A 17,523-nucleotide genomic window follows, 5' to 3' on the forward strand; every position below is an offset into this window, starting at 1 on the left:
GAATGGGGACGTTTCTGAATGAAGAAAGGCGGTTGACTGAACGGATCGTGCAGTGCCGGCGCCTCGCTGGCAACTGTGGTCCTCATCTACCTCGGGTTCGACGGCCGTAGCCACTTGCCAACAACTTTGGCGCTGGCATGCGGCGAGCAAAGAGGTAGGATCGTGCCGGCACGACATATCGTCACAGTATCGTACTGGCACGGCACCGGCAGGCGCTGATTTGGGGCGGCAGGCGGTAGAGGAAAACGCACACGGACATTTGCTGAACGGCGCATGGCGAATTTGCGCGGCAGTTCACGCGAGTGAGCGGGCAAAGACAGATACAGTTCTCAGCTGTTCGATCTTGCATAAGTAGTATTACGCGACAAGCATTAAAACCCCCAGGAGGGGTCTATGGCCAACGCGCAACACGGTCGTTCCACGGGACACGGAAACACTCAGGACGAGGTCAACTTGGAAATTGACGATTCACAGAGCCTGCGAACGCTGGAGGAAGGCCATCAGCCGCCCGTCCTGGTGCTCAGCCGTGATGCCAACCTGGTAGAAACGGTCAAAAAGGCCGCGCCGCGCGGGGTGCCGGTGGCATTTGCGCCGGATCTGGACCACGTGGCGGAAAAGCTCTCCAACCTGAAGCCCGGCGTGCTGGTCGCGGATACCGCGAGCACCGCCGACGTGGCTTCCATGGTGGCGCAGCTGACTCAGCATTTCCCTGAACTGGTGGTCGTGGTAGCCGGCAAGCGAGAGGACAGCTCTTCTCTCATGCAGCTCACGGCGGCCGGCCGGATCTTCCGGTTCCTGCTCACGCCGCTGTCCCACGGCCAGACGCGGCTCGCGCTGGAAGCGGCGGTGAAACAGCATCTGGATCTGTCCGCCGCGGGGCAGCGCATCAGCGCCGGCAATGCCTCGGGCGAGGGCGGTTCCAAGAATTACGTGATGACCTACGGCGCGCTCGCCGCGGGTCTGCTAGTCGTGATTGGCGGTATCTGGTTCGGCGTCAGCCGCTTCACTGGCGAGCCCGAGGTGCCGCCGATGGTAAATCAGCCGTCCGTGCCAGGCGCACAACAGCCCGGCGGCTTGCCGGAGCGGCCCGACCCGGTCCAGGCCGAGCTGGCGCTGGCCAAGGAAGCGTTCAGCCAGAACAAGCTCATCGAGCCGCCCGGCGAGAGCGCGCTGGATCTGTATCGCAGCGCCCTGGCGCTGGACCCCAACAGCCAGGACGCGAAAGACGGTATTCGCTCCGTGGTCGACAAGATCCTCGAGCGCGCGGAAGCCGCGCTGCTCGCGGAACGATTGGAAGAAGCCATTCGAACGATCGAAACGGCGCGTGACATCGATTCGTCACATCCGCGCCTCGCGTTCCTGGACGCGCAGGTCACGCGCGAGCGCGAACGTTTACAGCTGACCCAGGCGCAGGAAGTCGGCAACCGGGTGCGTCAGCTCGTCAGCGCAGCGAACGATCGCATTGCCAACGGCCGGCTGATCTCGCCGAGAAACGGCAACGCGCAGGATGCGCTGCTCGAAGCTCGCCGCCTCGATCCGACGAATCCGGTGGTTGTGTCCACCATTCGTGAGTTGACCGCGCAACTCACTGAAGAGGCTCGCAAGGCAGTCGCCGCCGGCAACCTCGATACTGCGCAGGCATATGTGCAGAGTGCACGTGAGATGGGTTCGGCGGGCAGCGCGCTCGCCGCGGTCGAACGTTCGCTCGCCGAAGCAACGCGCGCGGGTGCCGGTCCGTCTACCTCGGGTTCAGCGCAGTCTGCGGGTGCTCGCCGGCCGGCGACCAACGCGCCTTCTCAAGCCGGTGCGGGTCCGAACATCGACAACATGGTCGCCGAGGTTCGCCAGCGTCTGACCGAAGGCAAGCTGATCGATCCGCCGGGTGAAAGCGCCCGCGATGCATTGGCCGCTCTGCGCGCCGCTTCACCGAATCGCCCGGAACTGGAGGAGCTGTCGCGCACTCTGTCGACGCGCCTGCTGGATTCCGGCCGGCAAGCCATGAACGCCAAAGCATTCGAGCGCTCGGCGCAGCTGATCGCCGCCGCCAAGGACGTTGGCCAGCGCTACAACGGCGCGGCCATCACGCAAGCCGAAAACGATCTGGCCTCGGCGCGCGAGGCCAGCAGCCAGCAGAACAACATCGTGTCCGCCGCCGCTCTGAAGCGCGTGCGCATGGTGTCGCCGGTGTATCCGGATTCGGCTCGCAAGCGCGGCATCGAGGGTTGGGTGGAGCTGGCCTTCACCGTGCAGACCAACGGCTCCGTGGATCAGGTGGAAGTTCGTAACGCCAGCCCTGCCGACGTGTTCGACGACGCGGCCATTCGCGCCGTGCGCCAGTGGCGCTTCGAACCGGTGGAGCGCAACGGCCAGCGCATCGAACAGCGCGCCATGGTGCGTTTGAAGTTCGCGCAGCAGCAGTAACAGCGCTACTGCAAGACGATGTGATGAAGGCGGCCCCGATTGGGGCCGCCTTTTTTATTGGGCTACTGCGACCCGTTGCCGCCGACTATTCAGCAAACATCGGTCTGCTATCGTCCCGCGTCGGCCGTCGGCGTCTTCACGCGATGGATTGCGCACAGCTTGTTCCCATCGGGATCGAGCACATACGCCAGATAAATCTGGCCCAGGCTGCTGCTTCGCAGACCCGGCGGGTCTTCGATCGACTTGCCGCCATGGGCGACCGCCGTGTCATGGAACTGTTTAACCTGCTCGGGGGAGCTGCACTTGAACCCGATGGTGCCGCCATTCGCCCCCGTCGCCGCTTGCCGGTTGATCGGCTCGGTAACGCAGAACGTGCTGCCGTCGTGACGATAGAACAGCCGGGTGTGGCCCGAGGCCGCAACATTGCGCAACGGTTCGCCGGCTCCCAGCGTGCCCAGCACGGCGTCATAGAAGCGCTTCGAGCGCTCGATATCGTTCGAACCCACCATTACGTGATTGAACATGTTTGTCCCCTGATGGAAGCGGTGCTGTGGATCGGCTTGTCAGGCATCTATCGCGGCGCGGCTATTCGAGCCTCGCGTTGTCGCACGCGGCTCGAGTGAGCGCGTCCGTGCAAGGTCCCAGGCGCGAAGGATGGATCGAGAGACCCACAGGTTCTTCGCAGGCAGTATCAGTGCCGACTCGAAGGGCGTGAGAAATATCGTGGCCAGGATGACGGGCACCCACCCGACGGTGTGAGATCTCGGATCGATTGCCCGGCAGGCTCTGTGCACCGACACCGTATGGACGAGCACGGGTGGCACGGTGATCAGAACCAACCAGAGCGACGTTGTGATCGCCAGCTCCACTGTACCGGACGCTGCGAATGCGCATGTCGAAGTCAGCCAACCTACGTGAACGAGATACGCTTGCAGCAGCGTCTTGCGGCGCCGGCGCAGTCGTTCGATCTTTCGTTCCGTCTCCATTGATGCCACTTTCTCGCCGGTGGCTCAATACATGCGGGTCGCGCTACCGCCGTCCACTGGTAGAACGACGCCGTTGACGTAGCTGGCTGCATCGGAGCATAGCCACGTAATTGCGTTGGCGGTTTCTTCGGCCTGCCCCAGCCGTTTCATGCTCGAGTGACGCTCGACCAGCGCCTGATACTTCTCCGCCGCGCCCGGCCGTTTGGGATCGACCATTTCGGACAGTGTGAAGCCGGGTGCTACCGCGTTGACGCGAATCGACAGCTGGCCGTAGTCGGCGGCGGCTGATCGAGTGAGCCCGACCACGCCGTGCTTGCTGGTCGCGTACGGGCCATGGCCGATGTCGCTCGGCTTGAGTCCATAGATCGACGCAATGTTGACGATCGCACCGCCACCGTTGGCGAGCATCGCGGGAATTTCGTACTTCATGCACAGCCAGACACCCTTCAGGTTGCTGCCCATGACCTCATCCCACTGCTCCTCGGTCACTTCGGCGATCGGCGTAAAGCGGGGACCAGCGATACCGGCGTTATTCACTGCATAGTCCAGGCGGCCAAACTTCTCGACGGCCGCCTTCACCACGCGCTCCACATCCGCGGCGCGGCTCACATCGGTCGGCACGAACAGACCTTCACTGCCCAGCGCGACGATCCGCTCGACGACTTTCGCGCTCTGCTCTGCTCGCCTGGCGGCGATAACGACCTTGGCGCCCTCCTGCGCGAACTTCAGCGCCGCAGCTTCCCCCAATCCCGAGCTGCCACCCGTCACCAGCGCAACCTTGCCTGCGAACAGTCCCACGTGTGTTTCCCTCGGTGATCCCGATTGGTAATCCAGGCACCGATTCTAAGAGATGTCGCTCATTGCCGCAGACCGATCTCGGCCCCGGCACCACGAGCACGAGTCGGGCTGTGCACGGCTATTCTTCCTGGTCTTTCCCGTCTCGACCCCGTCCTCGAGATTTCTATCTCTTGCCCGCTCCCACTTCATGGTCAGCTTTCAATCCGACTGCGCACTCACTGAGTTCCATGTTTGCGGCTGTCGGAAGGCGGTTCAGACTTCGTATGCAGGCGCTTGCTGGCGATCATGGACACGAGGCGCCCAATACCTGGGCCGGCGCCGACGGTGAGCAACGGCCACAACGCGGATAATATCTGCGTCGAAGCGGAATATGAGACCGTACGGAAAGCGCCGCAGCGGGATGCGGCGGTGAACTCCATCAAGCTTCTCGCCAAGCGGGGGCAGTTCAGTAAGCACAGCGGTGACGCGTTCGACTTCCAGGATGAAGTCCTCACCGAGTCCGGGAGCCCTAGCTTCATATCGTTCGCGGCTTCGAACAGCTCCTCTTCCGCGGCCGGGATACTCGAAGGCAGCACTGCCGCCAGACCTACGAACAAGAGCCCCCACAGGACGCCACGCTTCGGAAACGACCGAACGATCAATTCTACGATGCGCTTGCTTCGGAGAACTGTCTGATTCGGGCCTGACAGTCTTCAGACGATCCAGTTGTGAAGCAGCACACACGTATTGTTCGTCTTGTTGTACTGGTTGAAGCACTTGATTCGTCTCACTTCGATCAAGTAATCGAATGCCGTTTCGCTCCTGGCACCGAGCTCCTCTCTGCAGCTGGAGTAGTAATGGCTTCCCTTTGGCAGCCGGAATACATACAGATAGCCATCGGGATAGAAGTTGTTGATGTCTTTACCGAGATACCCCTGCTGCTTGATCGCGCCGGCCGCAACGGGAGCATTGTCATTGTCACAGGTAAACGCCAGCACGAGTCGACCTCGCTTCTTACCGATCAGGACTCCGCCCGGCTTGAAGCACAGCTCCGCCGATTTTTCGGGATCGAGTCCGCCGGCGGACAAGACCTGCTGAGGTGTGACCGTCGAGCAATGGACGAACCATCGATTCTCCAGGAGGACCTTCTTGACATAGTCCTTGCGCTCTATTCTCTTGGCGTCCGTGAGACCTTTCGCGCGCAGTTCGGCCAGCCGTTCTTCGTACATGTTGGTGCTCCGGGGTTGAGCTGTTGGAACGATCAGTAGAGAAGTCGCTCTCGCCGCGAGCATGAGGCGACAGCATCGAGTGCAGCGAGCGAGGGAACCGTACCTGCTGGAGATGCCGGTACGATCATTGAGCGTGAATCGATACCAATGCGAGGCGGGCGGTATGCCGCAGCGAACGAGGCAGCGCTGTCGGTATCAAACATGTAGCGTTCGTCCGTGAACCCAGTGCTGCGCGAAGAATGACACAGTTGCCCATGGGGCTCAATTGAGGATTGAGCCGTCGGCCGACGATGCTATGGTTACGGTGGAGGTACCCATAGTGCACGACATCTCTCGCGACGCTGCCATCGGCGACAACTCAACGGCGATCCAGGTCTGGGACTGGCCGGTGCGGCTGACGCACTGGCTGTTCGTTCTTTGTATAGCGGTGTCATGGTGGAGTGCCGAGGAGCACGAGATGGAGTGGCATCAGTACAGCGGCTACACGCTGCTGGGGCTGCTCATCTTTCGCATCTATTGGGGATTCGTGGGCAGCTCCAGCGCGCGCTTCTCGCATTTCCTGCGCGGGCCAGCAGGAGTGATGGCTTATTTGCGCGAATCGCGGGAAGCGCAGCGGGATGCGGGTCACAACCCGCTGGGCGGCTGGAGTGTGGCGGTGATGCTCGCGCTGATGCTGGCGCAAGTAGTGATCGGCCTGTTCGTGACTGACGTCGACGGTATCGAGTCAGGGCCGCTATCGCACCTCGTGAGCTTCGCGACCAGCCGCACGCTTGCCGAAATTCACGAGGTCGTATTCAACGTGATCCTGACGTTGATCGGCCTGCACATCACGGCCATTTTGTTTTATCTGCTGGTGAAGCGGGACAACCTGATCGTCGCGATGTTGACGGGCCGGCGCCGGAACGTGCGAATGAATGCGATGCGGCCCGTGCCGGTCTGGCGCGTCATCCCCGGCATCGTGCTGGCGAGCGGCGTGGTGTGGTGGGTGGTCAGCTGAGCGCGATCGGACCGAGGAAACAAATCGGCAATAAAAAAGGGCGGTCGCAAAGACCGCCCTTTTTGCTGCGTCAACAGTGACGCGTCAGGTCACTTGACCAGCCGCAGCACCGGTCGCTCTGCTTTGAACTGCAGACGATCGCGGTGAAAGCCGGTCTCGGGCTGGTACTGAAGTGCCTCGATGCGACGTTGCAACTCGGCGGCGCGCTCCGGATCGGGCGTCACACGCGGACGCAGCGGCAGGGCATCGGACTGTCTCGGTCGAAAGATCATGCTTGTTTCCTCCCAGGCGGGTCCATCTCGCACGCTGTCTTGCTTTCGCCCGGGGCTAACGCACGACAGAGCGCAATGGATCCACCGACAACGTAATACCTTTGTATGCCCCTGCCGCGGCCGGCAATTTCCGGCTCATTTCCACTCGTGGGCGGTGGCGGCGAAGTTTTTGTTCTGGGGTCGAACTATACAGAATCGCTGACCTGTAGGTGCTTCCATGACACACCAGGTGTGCACCGTGCCAATGCGTTTGGCGCCCAGCGCCTCGAGGCGCTTCACTTCGGCTTCGATGTCATCCGTTTCGATGTCGAGGTGGACGCGGCTGTCGTGGTCGACGCTCTGCACTTCGACATGGAGGCCAAGGTCTTCGGTTTCCAGGCAGCGATAGATCGGGCTGTTCTCCTCGCTCTTGGGACGCAGCGAGTAACCCAAGGCGGCAGACCAGAATTGCGCGGCCCGTTCGAGATCGTCGGTCTTGCAATCGATGATGAAGCCAGCGAGACGACTGCGGTGCATGATGTTCCCCTTGACTATTGGATCGCCGCGGTCCGTCGCTACGACGGGTGGACCCGTCGTTGGCGGCGCGCACGATAACAGAAGCGCAACGCGGCTCACCCGTTCGGGTTCACACCTTTGCGAGCCGTGTCCATGGCCGCAAGAATATCTTTAGTGTCCGCACTGGAGAATATGTCAGCTAGTGACGCGGATACCTTGCGTTGCCAGTTCGCATGCTCGGTATCGGTGCCCGGCACGTTGACTGGATCCGTCATTCCGATCAGATCCTCGATCTGCACCAGCGCGATATTCGCGCTCGACAAACCGATGAAAGCGTGCACAGCGCGAGACAGCGCAGCGGAATAGGGCGGCAACGGGTCGCCATCACGCCAGTGCCAAAGCCCTGCCTCGACCAACGCTCGCAACAAGCTGACACGATCTCGGACTCGCGCATCGTGAGCCTGCTGCCGCAGCTCATCTGTCGGATACAGTTCGAGCTGCGCGCGCAATGTGATATCACTGCCTTCCCACCACCCGCGCAGCGTGGGCAAGTCATGCGTCGTGACTACTGCCATCGCATGCTTGACGTAGGCGTCGGGCCGCTTGAACGTGCCATCGGGCAACTGTTCGAACATCAACACTTTGTAGTGGTAGGCGCGGTAATGCTCCATCGCCTCGGTCATGGCCTCTGGCACTGTGCCCAGATCTTCGCCGATGACGATGCAGTGGTGCCGCTGACTCTCCAGCGCCAGGATGGCTATCAGGTCGGACAGCGGATAGTGGACGTACGTACCATCCTTCGAAAGCAACCCGCGCGGCACCCACCACAATCGATACAACGTCATCACGTGATCGAAGCGCAGCGCCGCCACGTAACGCATCATGTTGCGGACCAGACCGATGAAGGGCTGGTACTGCTGATTGCGCAGCTCGGTGGGATCCTGCGGCGGAATGCCCCAGTCCTGCCCCTTCAACGCGAGCGCATCGGGCGGTGCACCGACCGACGCACCTTGCAAATACAAATGTCGGTTCGACCAGGTTTCCGATCCCGCGGGATTGGCGCCCACGGCAATGTCGCCGTACAGGCCCACGGCCATGCCCACTTCACGAGCGGTGCTCTGCGCGGTCGCCAACTGCTCGGCCGCAAGCCACTGCAGATACTCGAAGTATTCGACGTCTTCGACGCGCTCGCGTGCGAAGCGTTCGACCGCCGACGAGGTCGGCTCGCGATACTCCTCGGGCCAACTCGGCCAGCCCCAATACTGCGGACCTTGCAAACGCAGGTGACCGTCGAGCGCATCGTAGATGGCGTGCAGGCGCAACGGAGCACCCTGGATTTCCTGAAACTGCCGAAATGCCTGCGCCCGCAGCGTGTTCTGAGCAAGGTGACGCTCGCGAAAACTCGCGTACAACAAGGAAAGGATTTCGAACTTTGCCGCCGCGACGCGCACGTAATCGACGTTCCTGGTGGCGCGCAGCTCTTGCAGCAGGTCCTGGAAAGCTTTTTCGGCCACGCGCCTGCCGGCCGGCTCGCACTCCGCAAAATCCGGCACATCCTCGACGCTGATGTACAGCACGTTGAGAAACTGCCGATTCGAGGGGCTGTAGGGACTGATGTGCGCCGGATTCGCCGGCATCAATGCATGCAGCGGATTCAAACCGATGATGCTGCAGCCAAGCGGCGCGGAGAGCCGGATCAGGCGACGTAGATCCCGGAAATCGCCGACGCCCCAGTTGTCGTCAGCGCGCAGCGAATACAGCTGTACGGCAATGCCCCAAAGCCGTTTGCCCTCGGCGATAGCGGGCGCCTCGAAACATTGCTCGGGCGTGACCACGACGCGCAACGTGCCTTGCAAGCCTGTGTCGAGAGCAAAGGAAGCCGTGTGATATCCCAACGGCAAGCTGGGTAACGGCACGGACAGGCGTCGATACGAACGCTCATCGATGCTCGCCTCTTCGATGGTCGTCAGCTTGGACAACGGTGCCGTGCCCGAGCGCGGCTCACCGCTTTCGAGCGTGACGTTCCAATCGACCTTCCTGGCCGCCAGATCCACCGGCGCCGCAATCGGCACCGACATCGGCTTGCCTTCACTGAACACGGCGACCGGCGGCACGAACCCGGTCCAACGCTGCGTTTCATAGCGATGAATGGCGTCCTCGGCCGCCCTATCGTCGTCGGCCTTGACGCCCATTGCAGCCAGGATCGCGACCTGCGATTCGACCGAGACCTCTTTGGGCCGGCCACGAAAATCCAAATAGGAATCCGCGATTCCGTGCAACTGGGCGAGTTGGCGGATCGGGTTGTGCATTTACGTTCTTAGCGAGAACCCACTGCGTATGGCACTGGGAGCGTCGCCGTCCGCGAGCAACACGCACGAATGCGGCGCGACGACGCAATTCTGTCCGGCGCCGAGACGGTCGCCGAGATCGTTGGCACGCCAGCGCGCCGTGTCGAACACAGTTCGCCAGACCATGCCAGTGGTTGGCGCGGGCAACAGGAAATCGCAGGGTTGCTGGCCGGCATTGCACAGAAACAGCAAATGTCCATTCGGTGTTCCATAAGGATCCGTGAAAGCGTGGCCGATCAGCACGCCGATGGCCCGTGCATTCGGATCATGCCAATCGCCGGCCGTCAGCTCGTGGCCTTGCGGATGGCGCCAGCTGATGTCCTTGTGTTCACGATCGACCTGGCGCGCGCCCTTCAAGAAGGTATCGCGCCGGAGCCCGGCCGCATAACGCCGCAGTGTGAGCAGTTGCCGTACGAATGCCGTCAGCCAGCTGCGCCGCTCGGCGGCCTGCCAGTCGACCCAGCTGATCTCGTTGTCCTGGCAGTAGGCATTGTTGTTACCGAACTGGGTGCGCGCGAACTCATCGCCGGCCAGCAGCATGGGCACGCCTTGAGACAGCAGCAACGTGGCCAGCAGATTGCGAATCTGCCGTTCGCGCAGCTCGATCACCGCCGGATCGTCGCTCGGCCCTTCGGCGCCGCAATTCCAGCTCAGGTTGTGATTGTGGCCGTCGCGATTGCCTTCGAGGTTCGCCTCGTTGTGTTTCTGTTCGTACGCCGTGGCGTCATACGCGGTGAAGCCGTCGTGACAGGCGATGTAGTTGATGCTCGCCGTCGGCCGCCGGCCGCTGGTCCGAAACAGATCGCTGGAGCCGGCGAAGCGCTCGGCGAAGTTGCCGAGAATGCCGGGATTGCCGCGCCAGAAGCCGCGCGCCGTGTCACGATACAAATCGTTCCACTCCGACCAGCCCGCGGGAAAACGCCCGAGCTGATAACCGTCGGCACCTACGTCCCAAGGCTCGGCAATGAGCTTCACATAGCGCAGCGATGGCTCGGCGGCGACTGCTTTGAAGAATGCCGCGTCGGTGCGGAACGGTACGTTATCGCGACCCAGCGTGGCAGCAAGATCGAAGCGGAAGCCATCGACGTGCATCTCTTCGACCCAATAACGCAGGCAGTCGACGACCAGCTTGCGAACCGCCGCATGACCGATGTTCACGGTGTTGCCGGTGCCGGTGCGATCCACATAGCGGCTGAGATTGGTGCTGTCGAGCTTGTAGTAGGCGGCATTGTCGAGGCCGCGCAAGCTGAGCGTCGGCCCTTTCTCGTTGCCTTCGACGGTGTGATTGAACACCACGTCCAGAATGACTTCGATGCCCGCCGCGTGCAGCGCCTTCACCATGGTCCGGAATTCGGCGATCGGATCTTCGACGCCGTAGTCCGGATGCGGCGCGAACCAGGCGAGCGAGCTGTAGCCCCAGTAGTTCACCAGCCCGCGCTTGACGAGAAATTCCTCGGGAACGAACGCCTGCACCGGCAGTAACTGCACCGCAGTGACGCCCAGCTGCTTCAAATAGTTCACGACGGCGGGGTGCGCCAGGCCGAGAAACTTGCCGCGCTCGCGTTCGGGCACCGCCGGATGCAGCTTGGTGAATCCTTTGACGTGCAACTCATAGATCACGGTGTCACGCCACGGCACTGCCGGCGGGCAATCCTCGCTCCACGCAAATTCAGCGTGAACCACACGCGCCTTGTACGTGTAGGGCGCGCTGTCCAGGGTATTCAGCAGCTCGGTCGTCTGATCCGGCTGATGGCCGAACAGCGCCGGATTCCATTCGAACTTGCCAGCCAGCGCGCGCGCATACGGATCGAGCAGCAGCTTGTGAGGATTGTGTCGCAAGCCGAATGAAGGATCGAAGGGACCGTCGACGCGATAGCCGTACACCACACCCGGCACGCCGTGCGGGGCCGGCAGGAACCCGTGCCAGACGTTCTCGGTGCGTTCAGGCATGGCAAGCCGCACGAGCTCACGTTCGCCTTTCTCATCGAACAGGCACAGCTCGACGCGCGCGGCGCCGCTGGCGTAGACCGCGAAATTCACACCATTGCCAGTCCAGGTGGCACCCAGCGGCGCGGGCGATCCGGATTGCAGGTGGGCGGCGGTGTAGTCGGCGGGTACAGCGTTCATCGCGCGAATGGTGACCGATCCGGGGGCCGCATGAAAAGTAGCGAATCGCGAAAGTGCCTGATTGACTTTGCCCCAATGAGCCGTTTCTAACGGATTCTCAATCGCGCGCCCAGATCACGACCGACAACGGCGGCAGGTTCAACGTAATACGCGCGGGAAAGTCACGCCACGGCTCCTGGTGCGCGTGCGCTTCGCTCTGCCTCGAGTAGCCCGAGCCGCCGAATTCCACAGCGTCGCTGTCGAGCAACTTTCGATAGCGGCCCGCGACCGGTGCGCCGAATGTGTAATTGTCACGCGGTACCGGCGTGGCATTGAAAATGATCAGCAACTGCGTGCCGCCTTCGCCGGGCAGGCGCTGGCGCATGAACGCGAATACGCTCTCGTTGGCATTGTCCGCCTCCAGCCAGCGAAATCCCTCCCAGCTGTTGTCGCTGCCGTGCAGCTCGGGATAGTCGCGATACACGCGATTCAGCGAGCGACACCAGGATTGCAACTGCTGGTGATGTGGATACTGGAGCGCCGCCCAGGCCAGGTCTTCATAGTCGCGCCATTCGTGCCATTGGCCGAACTCGCCGCCCATGAACATCAGCTTCTTGCCCGGATGCGTCATCATGTAGCCCACCAGAAAGCGATGGTTGGCGAACTTGCACCATTCATCGCCGGGCATCTTGTCCAGCAGCGAACGCTTGCCGTGCACCACTTCATCGTGCGACAGCGGCAGGATGAAATGTTCCGAGAACGCGTACACGAACGAGAACGTAATCAGGTTGTGATTGTGCCGGCGGTGGATGGGATCGAGCGCCATGTAGCGCAACGTGTCGTTCATCCAGCCCATGTTCCATTTGAAATGAAAGCCCAGCCCGCCCAGGTGCACCGGCCGCGTCACGCCGGCAAAGGACGTCGATTCTTCGGCCATGGTGAGCACGCCGGGAAAGTAATGGCCCACGGTCCAGTTCAGCTGCTTCAGGAAATCGATGGCTTCCAGGTTCTCGCGGCCGCCGTACTGATTCGGCGTCCACTGGCCAGGCGCGCGCGCGTAGTCGAGATAGATCATGGAAGCGACCGCGTCCACGCGCAGGCCATCGATGTGGTACTGCTCGATCCAGAACAGTGCATTCGCGATCAGGAAATTGCGCACCTCGTGGCGGCCGTAATTGAAGATCTTCGTGCCCCATTCCATGTGCTCGCCCCTGCGCGGGTCCTCATGTTCATACAGCGCGGTGCCGTCGAAATCGGCGAGGCCATGCCCGTCGCGTGGAAAATGCGCTGGCACCCAGTCCATGAAGACGCCGATGCCCGCCTGATGAAGGCGGTCCACGAAACGCATGAAATCCTTTGGCGTGCCGTGCCGAGCCGTGGGTGCGAAGTGCCCGAGCACCTGATAGCCCCACGAGCCGTCGAATGGATGCTCGGCCACACCCACCAACTCGATGTGGGTGTAACCCATGTCGAGCACGTATGGAATGAGTTGATCGGCCAGCTCGTCCCAAGTCAGGAACGCGGGCTTGCGATGCCACGAGCGGCGCCAGGAGCCCGGATGCAGCTCATAAATCGAGATGGGCGCGCGCAGCGGATCCCAGTTGCGGCGGCGATCGAGCCATTCAGCGTCACCCCAGTCGTATCCGTCGATGTCCGCGATCACTGAAGCGCTGTCGGGCCGCAGCTGCATCTGGAATGCATACGGATCGGCCTTCATCAAATGCTGGCCGTGCGCGCCGATGATCTCGAATTTGTACGCCGCGCCCGGACCAGCTCCGGGAACGAAAGTTTCCCAGACCCCGGACTGGCCGCGCGGCTGCATCACGTTTCGATTGCCATCCCAATCATTGAAGTCGCCGACCACACTGACGCGTCGCGCGTTCGGTGCCCACACCGCGAAGCGCGTGCCCGCGACACCGTCGTGAACCTCGGTATGCGCGCCGAGCTTCTGATGGATGTGGTGATGATTGCCCTCACCGAACAAGTGCAGATCGAGATCGGAGAGCGCGGAGGTCATAAGCGGTGGCTAGCGGTTGGTGGTTAGTGGATAGTGCGGAAAGAAGAATGTGGCGCTCATGAAGGTTCCCATACTGACCACCAACCGCAAACCGCCAGCCACTGGTTTACAACACCGGCTTGATGCCCCAGATCTTATCCGCGTACTCGCGGATGCTGCGATCGCTGGAGAACGGTCCCATGCTCAACGCATTGATCGCCGACTTGCGCGTCCATTCATCCGGGTTCTGGAACAAGGCATCGACGCGCGCCTGCGCCGCCATGTAGTCGTGGAAATCCGCCAGCACCAGGAAATGCTCGCCATGGCTGAGCAGCCGGTCGCTGACCACCTTGGAATCGAAGATGTTGTCCGGCGTGAAATAGCCCGACTCGAGCAGCTCGATGGCGCGCCGTAAGGTGGGACTGCGTGCGACTGCATCGGCCGGCGAGTAGCCCTGCGCCCGGCGCGCGATCACCTCTTCGGTGGTCATGCCGAAGATGAAAATATTCTCATCGCCGACCGCGTCTTTGATTTCGATATTGGCGCCGTCCAGGGTGCCGATAGTGAGTGCGCCATTCAACGACAGCTTCATGTTGCCGGTGCCCGAAGCCTCCATGCCGGCCGTGGAGATCTGCTCCGACAGATCGGCCGCCGGCATGATCTCCTGCGCCAGCGACACGTCGTAATCCGGCAGAAAACATACCTTCAGCCTGTCGCCAATCCGCACATCGTTGTTGATGACGTGCGCGACGTTGTTGATGAGCTTGATGATGGCTTTTGCCATGTGATAGCCCGGCGCCGCCTTGCCGGCGAACATCACCACGCGCGCCGGCGTCGGATCGCCGGGATTTTCCAGCAGATGCTGATAGCGAGCGATCACGTGCAGCAGGTTCAACAGCTGCCGCTTGTACTCGTGAATGCGCTTGACCTGCACGTCGAACATGGCGTCGACGCTCACGGTCACACCGAGCAGCTGATGGATGGTCTTTGCCAGCCGCTCCTTGTTGGCGCGTTTGATGGTGCGGAAACGATTCAAGAACTCGCCGTCATCGACGGCCCACTTCAGCCGCTCCAGATCTTCCAGATCGTTCTCCCACGCCGACCCCAGCTTCTCGGTCAGCAGTGCGGACAACAGCGGATTGGCTTGTTTCAACCAACGGCGCACGGCAATGCCGTTGGTAACGTTGGTGAACCGCTCGGGCCACAGCTCGGCGAAATCCGCGAAGATGGTCTCGCGCATCAGCCGGGAATGCAGCTTGGCCACACCATTCACGCGATGGCTGCCGACCACCGACAGATAGGCCATGCGTACCCGGCGATCGCCATCCTCGTTGATCAGCGACATCCGCCGGCGGCGATCCAGGTCCTGCGGAAACTTCGCGCTGACCTCTTCGAGAAAATCGCGATTGATCTGATACACGATCTGCAAATGGCGCGGCAGCAGCCGTTCGAAGAACGACACCGGCCAGGTTTCCAGCGCTTCGGGCAGCAGCGTATGGTTGGTATAGCCGCACACTTCGCGCGTGATCTTCCACGCCGTCGACCATTCCATATCGTATGTATCGACCAGCAAGCGCATCAGCTCCACGACGGTCAACGCCGGGTGCGTGTCGTTGAGCTGCACGGCGATGGCCGAAGACAGATCCTTCAGCGGCCGGCGTTCGGCCAGGTGCTGGCCCAGCAAGTCCTGCAACGACGCGCTGACAAAGAAATATTGCTGCTTGAAACGCAGCTCCTTGCCCTGCGGCGTGGAATCGTCGGGATACAGCACGCGGCTGAGATTCTTCGCCTCGATCTGCTCGGCCACGGCGGCGGCGTAGTTGCCCTGATTGAAGGCTTCGATACGAAACGGCGTGATCGCGCGTCCCGACCAGAGGCGCAGGTGATTCACGGTCGGGCTGCGATTGCCGGGAATGAACAAGTCATAACCGACAGCCCACACATCCTGCGTATCGACCCATTCATAACGGACGCGGCCTTGTTCTTCGCGAGTGGCGCGGCATTGGCCGCCGAAGCGCACACGGTGACGCACGGCGCCCTGTCCGCTCTCCCAGAAGTTGGGAAAGGCCAGCCAGGAGCTCGCGACTTCGCGCTGCGCGCCGTCCTTCTCGATGACTTGCGTGAAAATGCCGTAGTCGTAGCGAATGCCGTACCCGGTCGCCGCGTAGCCCAGCGTGGCCAGCGAGTCGAGGAAACAAGCGGCCAGCCGGCCGAGACCGCCGTTGCCGAGGCCGGGGTCCTCTTCCTCGGCAGCGATTTGGTCCAGGTCGTAGCCGAGCGATTCCAGTGTCTCGCGCACCTCGGTGAGCAGATCCGAGTCGAACGAGGAGAGCGCATTGATCAAGCTGCGTCCGAGCAGAAATTCCACGGACAAATAGCAGACGCGCTTCACGCGCGCGCGCGCCACCCGCTTGCCGGTGGCAATCCAGCGCTCGGCCAGCTCTTCACGGACGGCGATGGAGAGTGCGTCGTAGATGTCGCGGCGGCTGGCGGTCTCGATGGACTTGCCGATCACGCGTTCCAGGCGATCGATGATCGCTTGCCGGACGGCGCCGAGGCGCAGCGGCGCCGCCGTTCGAATCGCAGAAGTCTGCGCCATGAATGCCTCTCTTACTTAACTTCGGCCACCTTCTCCGCGACGATGCGCCACGATGCGCCCTCACGCACCAGGGTCAACTCCTTGCGCAACGAATTGGTGCCGAACTTCTGAATGAACCGCACGACGCGCCGGTCGTCGCCATCGGGCTCGACTCGCAGACCTTCGACTTGCGGATCGGGCGTCGGGCCGGTGGCCACCTGCTCGCGACGCTGCTCCAGCCAGGCCGCGCTGCCAGCGGAGTCGGTGGGCGCGGTGAAGCTGGAAGAATAGAGCGCGACCACCGCATCCGCCTCGCGGTTTGCCCAAGCCTGCGCCCAGCTCGCGACCACTTCCTCCGGCGAGCGTGCCGTCGTCCCGGTCGAGCGGAAATAGGATGGTGGCTCATCCAGGCATGCGGTGCGGCCGGACGGCGTGCTGGCCTTGGCCTCCGGAATGATCAGGGCCTCGGAGCGATTCGGCTGCGTCATGCCTTCGGGCACTCTCAGCGGCGGATTGTTGCGCGCGGCGAGGTAAGGTTCGTTCCGCTCCGGGCACACCGCCCCGGACTTGCCGCCGAAGCAGCCGGCCAGCAACGGCAGCAGCAGGGCACAGCAGACAGCCAGGCGCCGGGCGGACGCGGGCAACAGGTCACGAGTCTCGTTCATGCAGGCGGTCGCAGTCATCGAAGTCCCGAATGGTCGAAGTCCCAGATTGAAAGAGCGCCGTTGCCGGCAGAGAAACGGCGGATGCTACGCGGGCAGCGATATTACGCAACCGGCTCGCAGCGCACCTCGGTTTTGACCGACGAGGCGATAAAACATTCATCGTGCGAGCGATGATGCAGCTCGGCCAGCTGCTCGGCCGTGGGTTCGCGGCCTGAAAACACCACTTTGGGCCGCAAAGTGACCACCGTCATGGCCATCCTGCCGGCCTCGTTCCTGGCCAGCACGCCGACCGCCCGATCCTCGTAACTGTCGACCACGAAGCCCTGCTGGGCGGCCAAAGACAGGAAAAACAGCATGTGACAGCTCGACAGGGAGGCCACGAAGGCCTCCTCGGGATCCACGGCAGTGGGATCGGACAAGGGCACTCGGACCACATGCGGCGAGCTCGAGCCGGGCACCACCACACCACCGTCGAAGCGCCATTCGTGGGCCCGGGAATACTTGTTGTCGGTGAACACTGCGCCGAGGCGCCGCCAGCAGACAGTCGCGGTGTACTCACTCATGGCGGATGGCCCTCATGGCGGATGGCCGAGGAGCCGGGCTGGCCGGCGGGGCGGCATTGTCACTCGCGCGCCGCCCGCCCGCCATGGGTT

General features: G+C 62.3%; 15 protein-coding genes. 2 read left to right on the plus strand and 13 right to left on the minus strand.

Translation table 11 applies throughout. From position 1 onward, the window contains the following. Window positions 1-393 precede the first annotated feature (393 nt). Complete coding sequence (locus tag VGE08_RS01940; protein ID WP_331066162.1) at window positions 394-2,421, plus strand: TonB family protein; 2,028 nt, start codon at window positions 394-396, stop codon at window positions 2,419-2,421. Window positions 2,422-2,528: 107 nt separating this feature from the next. Here the strand turns inward: VGE08_RS01940 and VGE08_RS01945 are convergent, their stop codons facing one another. From VGE08_RS01945 to VGE08_RS01960, 5 genes are all read right to left on the minus strand, one after another. Continuing rightward, entirely contained in the window at window positions 2,529-2,945 is a 417-nt protein-coding gene (locus tag VGE08_RS01945; protein WP_331066163.1) for a VOC family protein, read from the minus strand. A gap of 39 nt (window positions 2,946-2,984) precedes the next feature. Then, window positions 2,985-3,407 (minus strand): hypothetical protein, encoded by a 423-nt coding sequence (locus VGE08_RS01950; RefSeq protein ID WP_331066164.1) that lies wholly within the window; start codon window positions 3,405-3,407, stop codon window positions 2,985-2,987. A gap of 24 nt (window positions 3,408-3,431) precedes the next feature. Further along, on the minus strand, window positions 3,432-4,205 hold the full coding sequence (locus tag VGE08_RS01955) for a glucose 1-dehydrogenase (RefSeq protein WP_331066165.1): 774 nt from the start codon (window positions 4,203-4,205) through the stop codon (window positions 3,432-3,434). Window positions 4,206-4,457: 252 nt separating this feature from the next. Continuing rightward, window positions 4,458-4,961, minus strand: coding sequence for a type II toxin-antitoxin system RelE/ParE family toxin (locus VGE08_RS26465; protein ID WP_414717439.1), 504 nt, complete (start codon window positions 4,959-4,961; stop codon window positions 4,458-4,460). After that, a complete protein-coding gene (locus VGE08_RS01960; protein WP_331066166.1) occupies window positions 4,898-5,413 on the minus strand; it encodes a hypothetical protein in 516 nt (171 codons plus the stop codon). Before VGE08_RS01960 ends, VGE08_RS26465 begins: the two co-directional genes overlap by 64 nt. 319 nt (window positions 5,414-5,732) lie before the next feature. Between VGE08_RS01960 and VGE08_RS01965 the strand changes: the two genes are divergently transcribed. Further along, window positions 5,733-6,410, plus strand: coding sequence for a cytochrome b/b6 domain-containing protein (locus VGE08_RS01965; protein ID WP_331066167.1), 678 nt, complete (start codon window positions 5,733-5,735; stop codon window positions 6,408-6,410). Between the two features lie 89 nt (window positions 6,411-6,499). On the opposite strand, the gene VGE08_RS01970 is transcribed toward VGE08_RS01965, so the two are convergent. From VGE08_RS01970 to VGE08_RS02005, 8 genes are all read right to left on the minus strand, one after another. Next, window positions 6,500-6,682 (minus strand): hypothetical protein, encoded by a 183-nt coding sequence (locus tag VGE08_RS01970; RefSeq protein WP_331066168.1) that lies wholly within the window; start codon window positions 6,680-6,682, stop codon window positions 6,500-6,502. A gap of 135 nt (window positions 6,683-6,817) precedes the next feature. After that, window positions 6,818-7,198 (minus strand): VOC family protein, encoded by a 381-nt coding sequence (locus VGE08_RS01975; protein ID WP_331066169.1) that lies wholly within the window; start codon window positions 7,196-7,198, stop codon window positions 6,818-6,820. A 95-nt stretch (window positions 7,199-7,293) separates the two neighbouring features. Further along, the gene (gene malQ, locus VGE08_RS01980) at window positions 7,294-9,486 is read right to left on the minus strand and encodes a 4-alpha-glucanotransferase (RefSeq protein ID WP_331066170.1); all 2,193 of its coding nucleotides are present in this window, start codon (window positions 9,484-9,486) and stop codon (window positions 7,294-7,296) included. Then, entirely contained in the window at window positions 9,487-11,652 is a 2,166-nt protein-coding gene (glgX, locus tag VGE08_RS01985; protein ID WP_331066171.1) for a glycogen debranching protein GlgX, read from the minus strand. Window positions 11,653-11,749: 97 nt separating this feature from the next. After that, window positions 11,750-13,648, minus strand: a complete 1,899-nt coding sequence (glgB, locus tag VGE08_RS01990; protein WP_331066172.1) for a 1,4-alpha-glucan branching protein GlgB — start codon at window positions 13,646-13,648, stop codon at window positions 11,750-11,752. 106 nt (window positions 13,649-13,754) lie between these two features. Further along, window positions 13,755-16,226, minus strand: a complete 2,472-nt coding sequence (locus VGE08_RS01995) for a glycogen/starch/alpha-glucan phosphorylase (RefSeq protein ID WP_331066173.1) — start codon at window positions 16,224-16,226, stop codon at window positions 13,755-13,757. A gap of 11 nt (window positions 16,227-16,237) precedes the next feature. Continuing rightward, window positions 16,238-16,888, minus strand: a complete 651-nt coding sequence (locus tag VGE08_RS02000) for a hypothetical protein (RefSeq protein WP_331066174.1) — start codon at window positions 16,886-16,888, stop codon at window positions 16,238-16,240. Window positions 16,889-16,971: 83 nt separating this feature from the next. Further along, window positions 16,972-17,433, minus strand: coding sequence for an OsmC family protein (locus VGE08_RS02005; protein WP_331066175.1), 462 nt, complete (start codon window positions 17,431-17,433; stop codon window positions 16,972-16,974). Between the last annotated feature and the right edge of the window lie 90 nt (window positions 17,434-17,523).

The sequence above is a fragment of the Steroidobacter sp. genome, assembly GCF_036406195.1.
In the GTDB taxonomy this organism is placed as follows: Bacteria; Pseudomonadota; Gammaproteobacteria; order Steroidobacterales; family Steroidobacteraceae; genus Steroidobacter.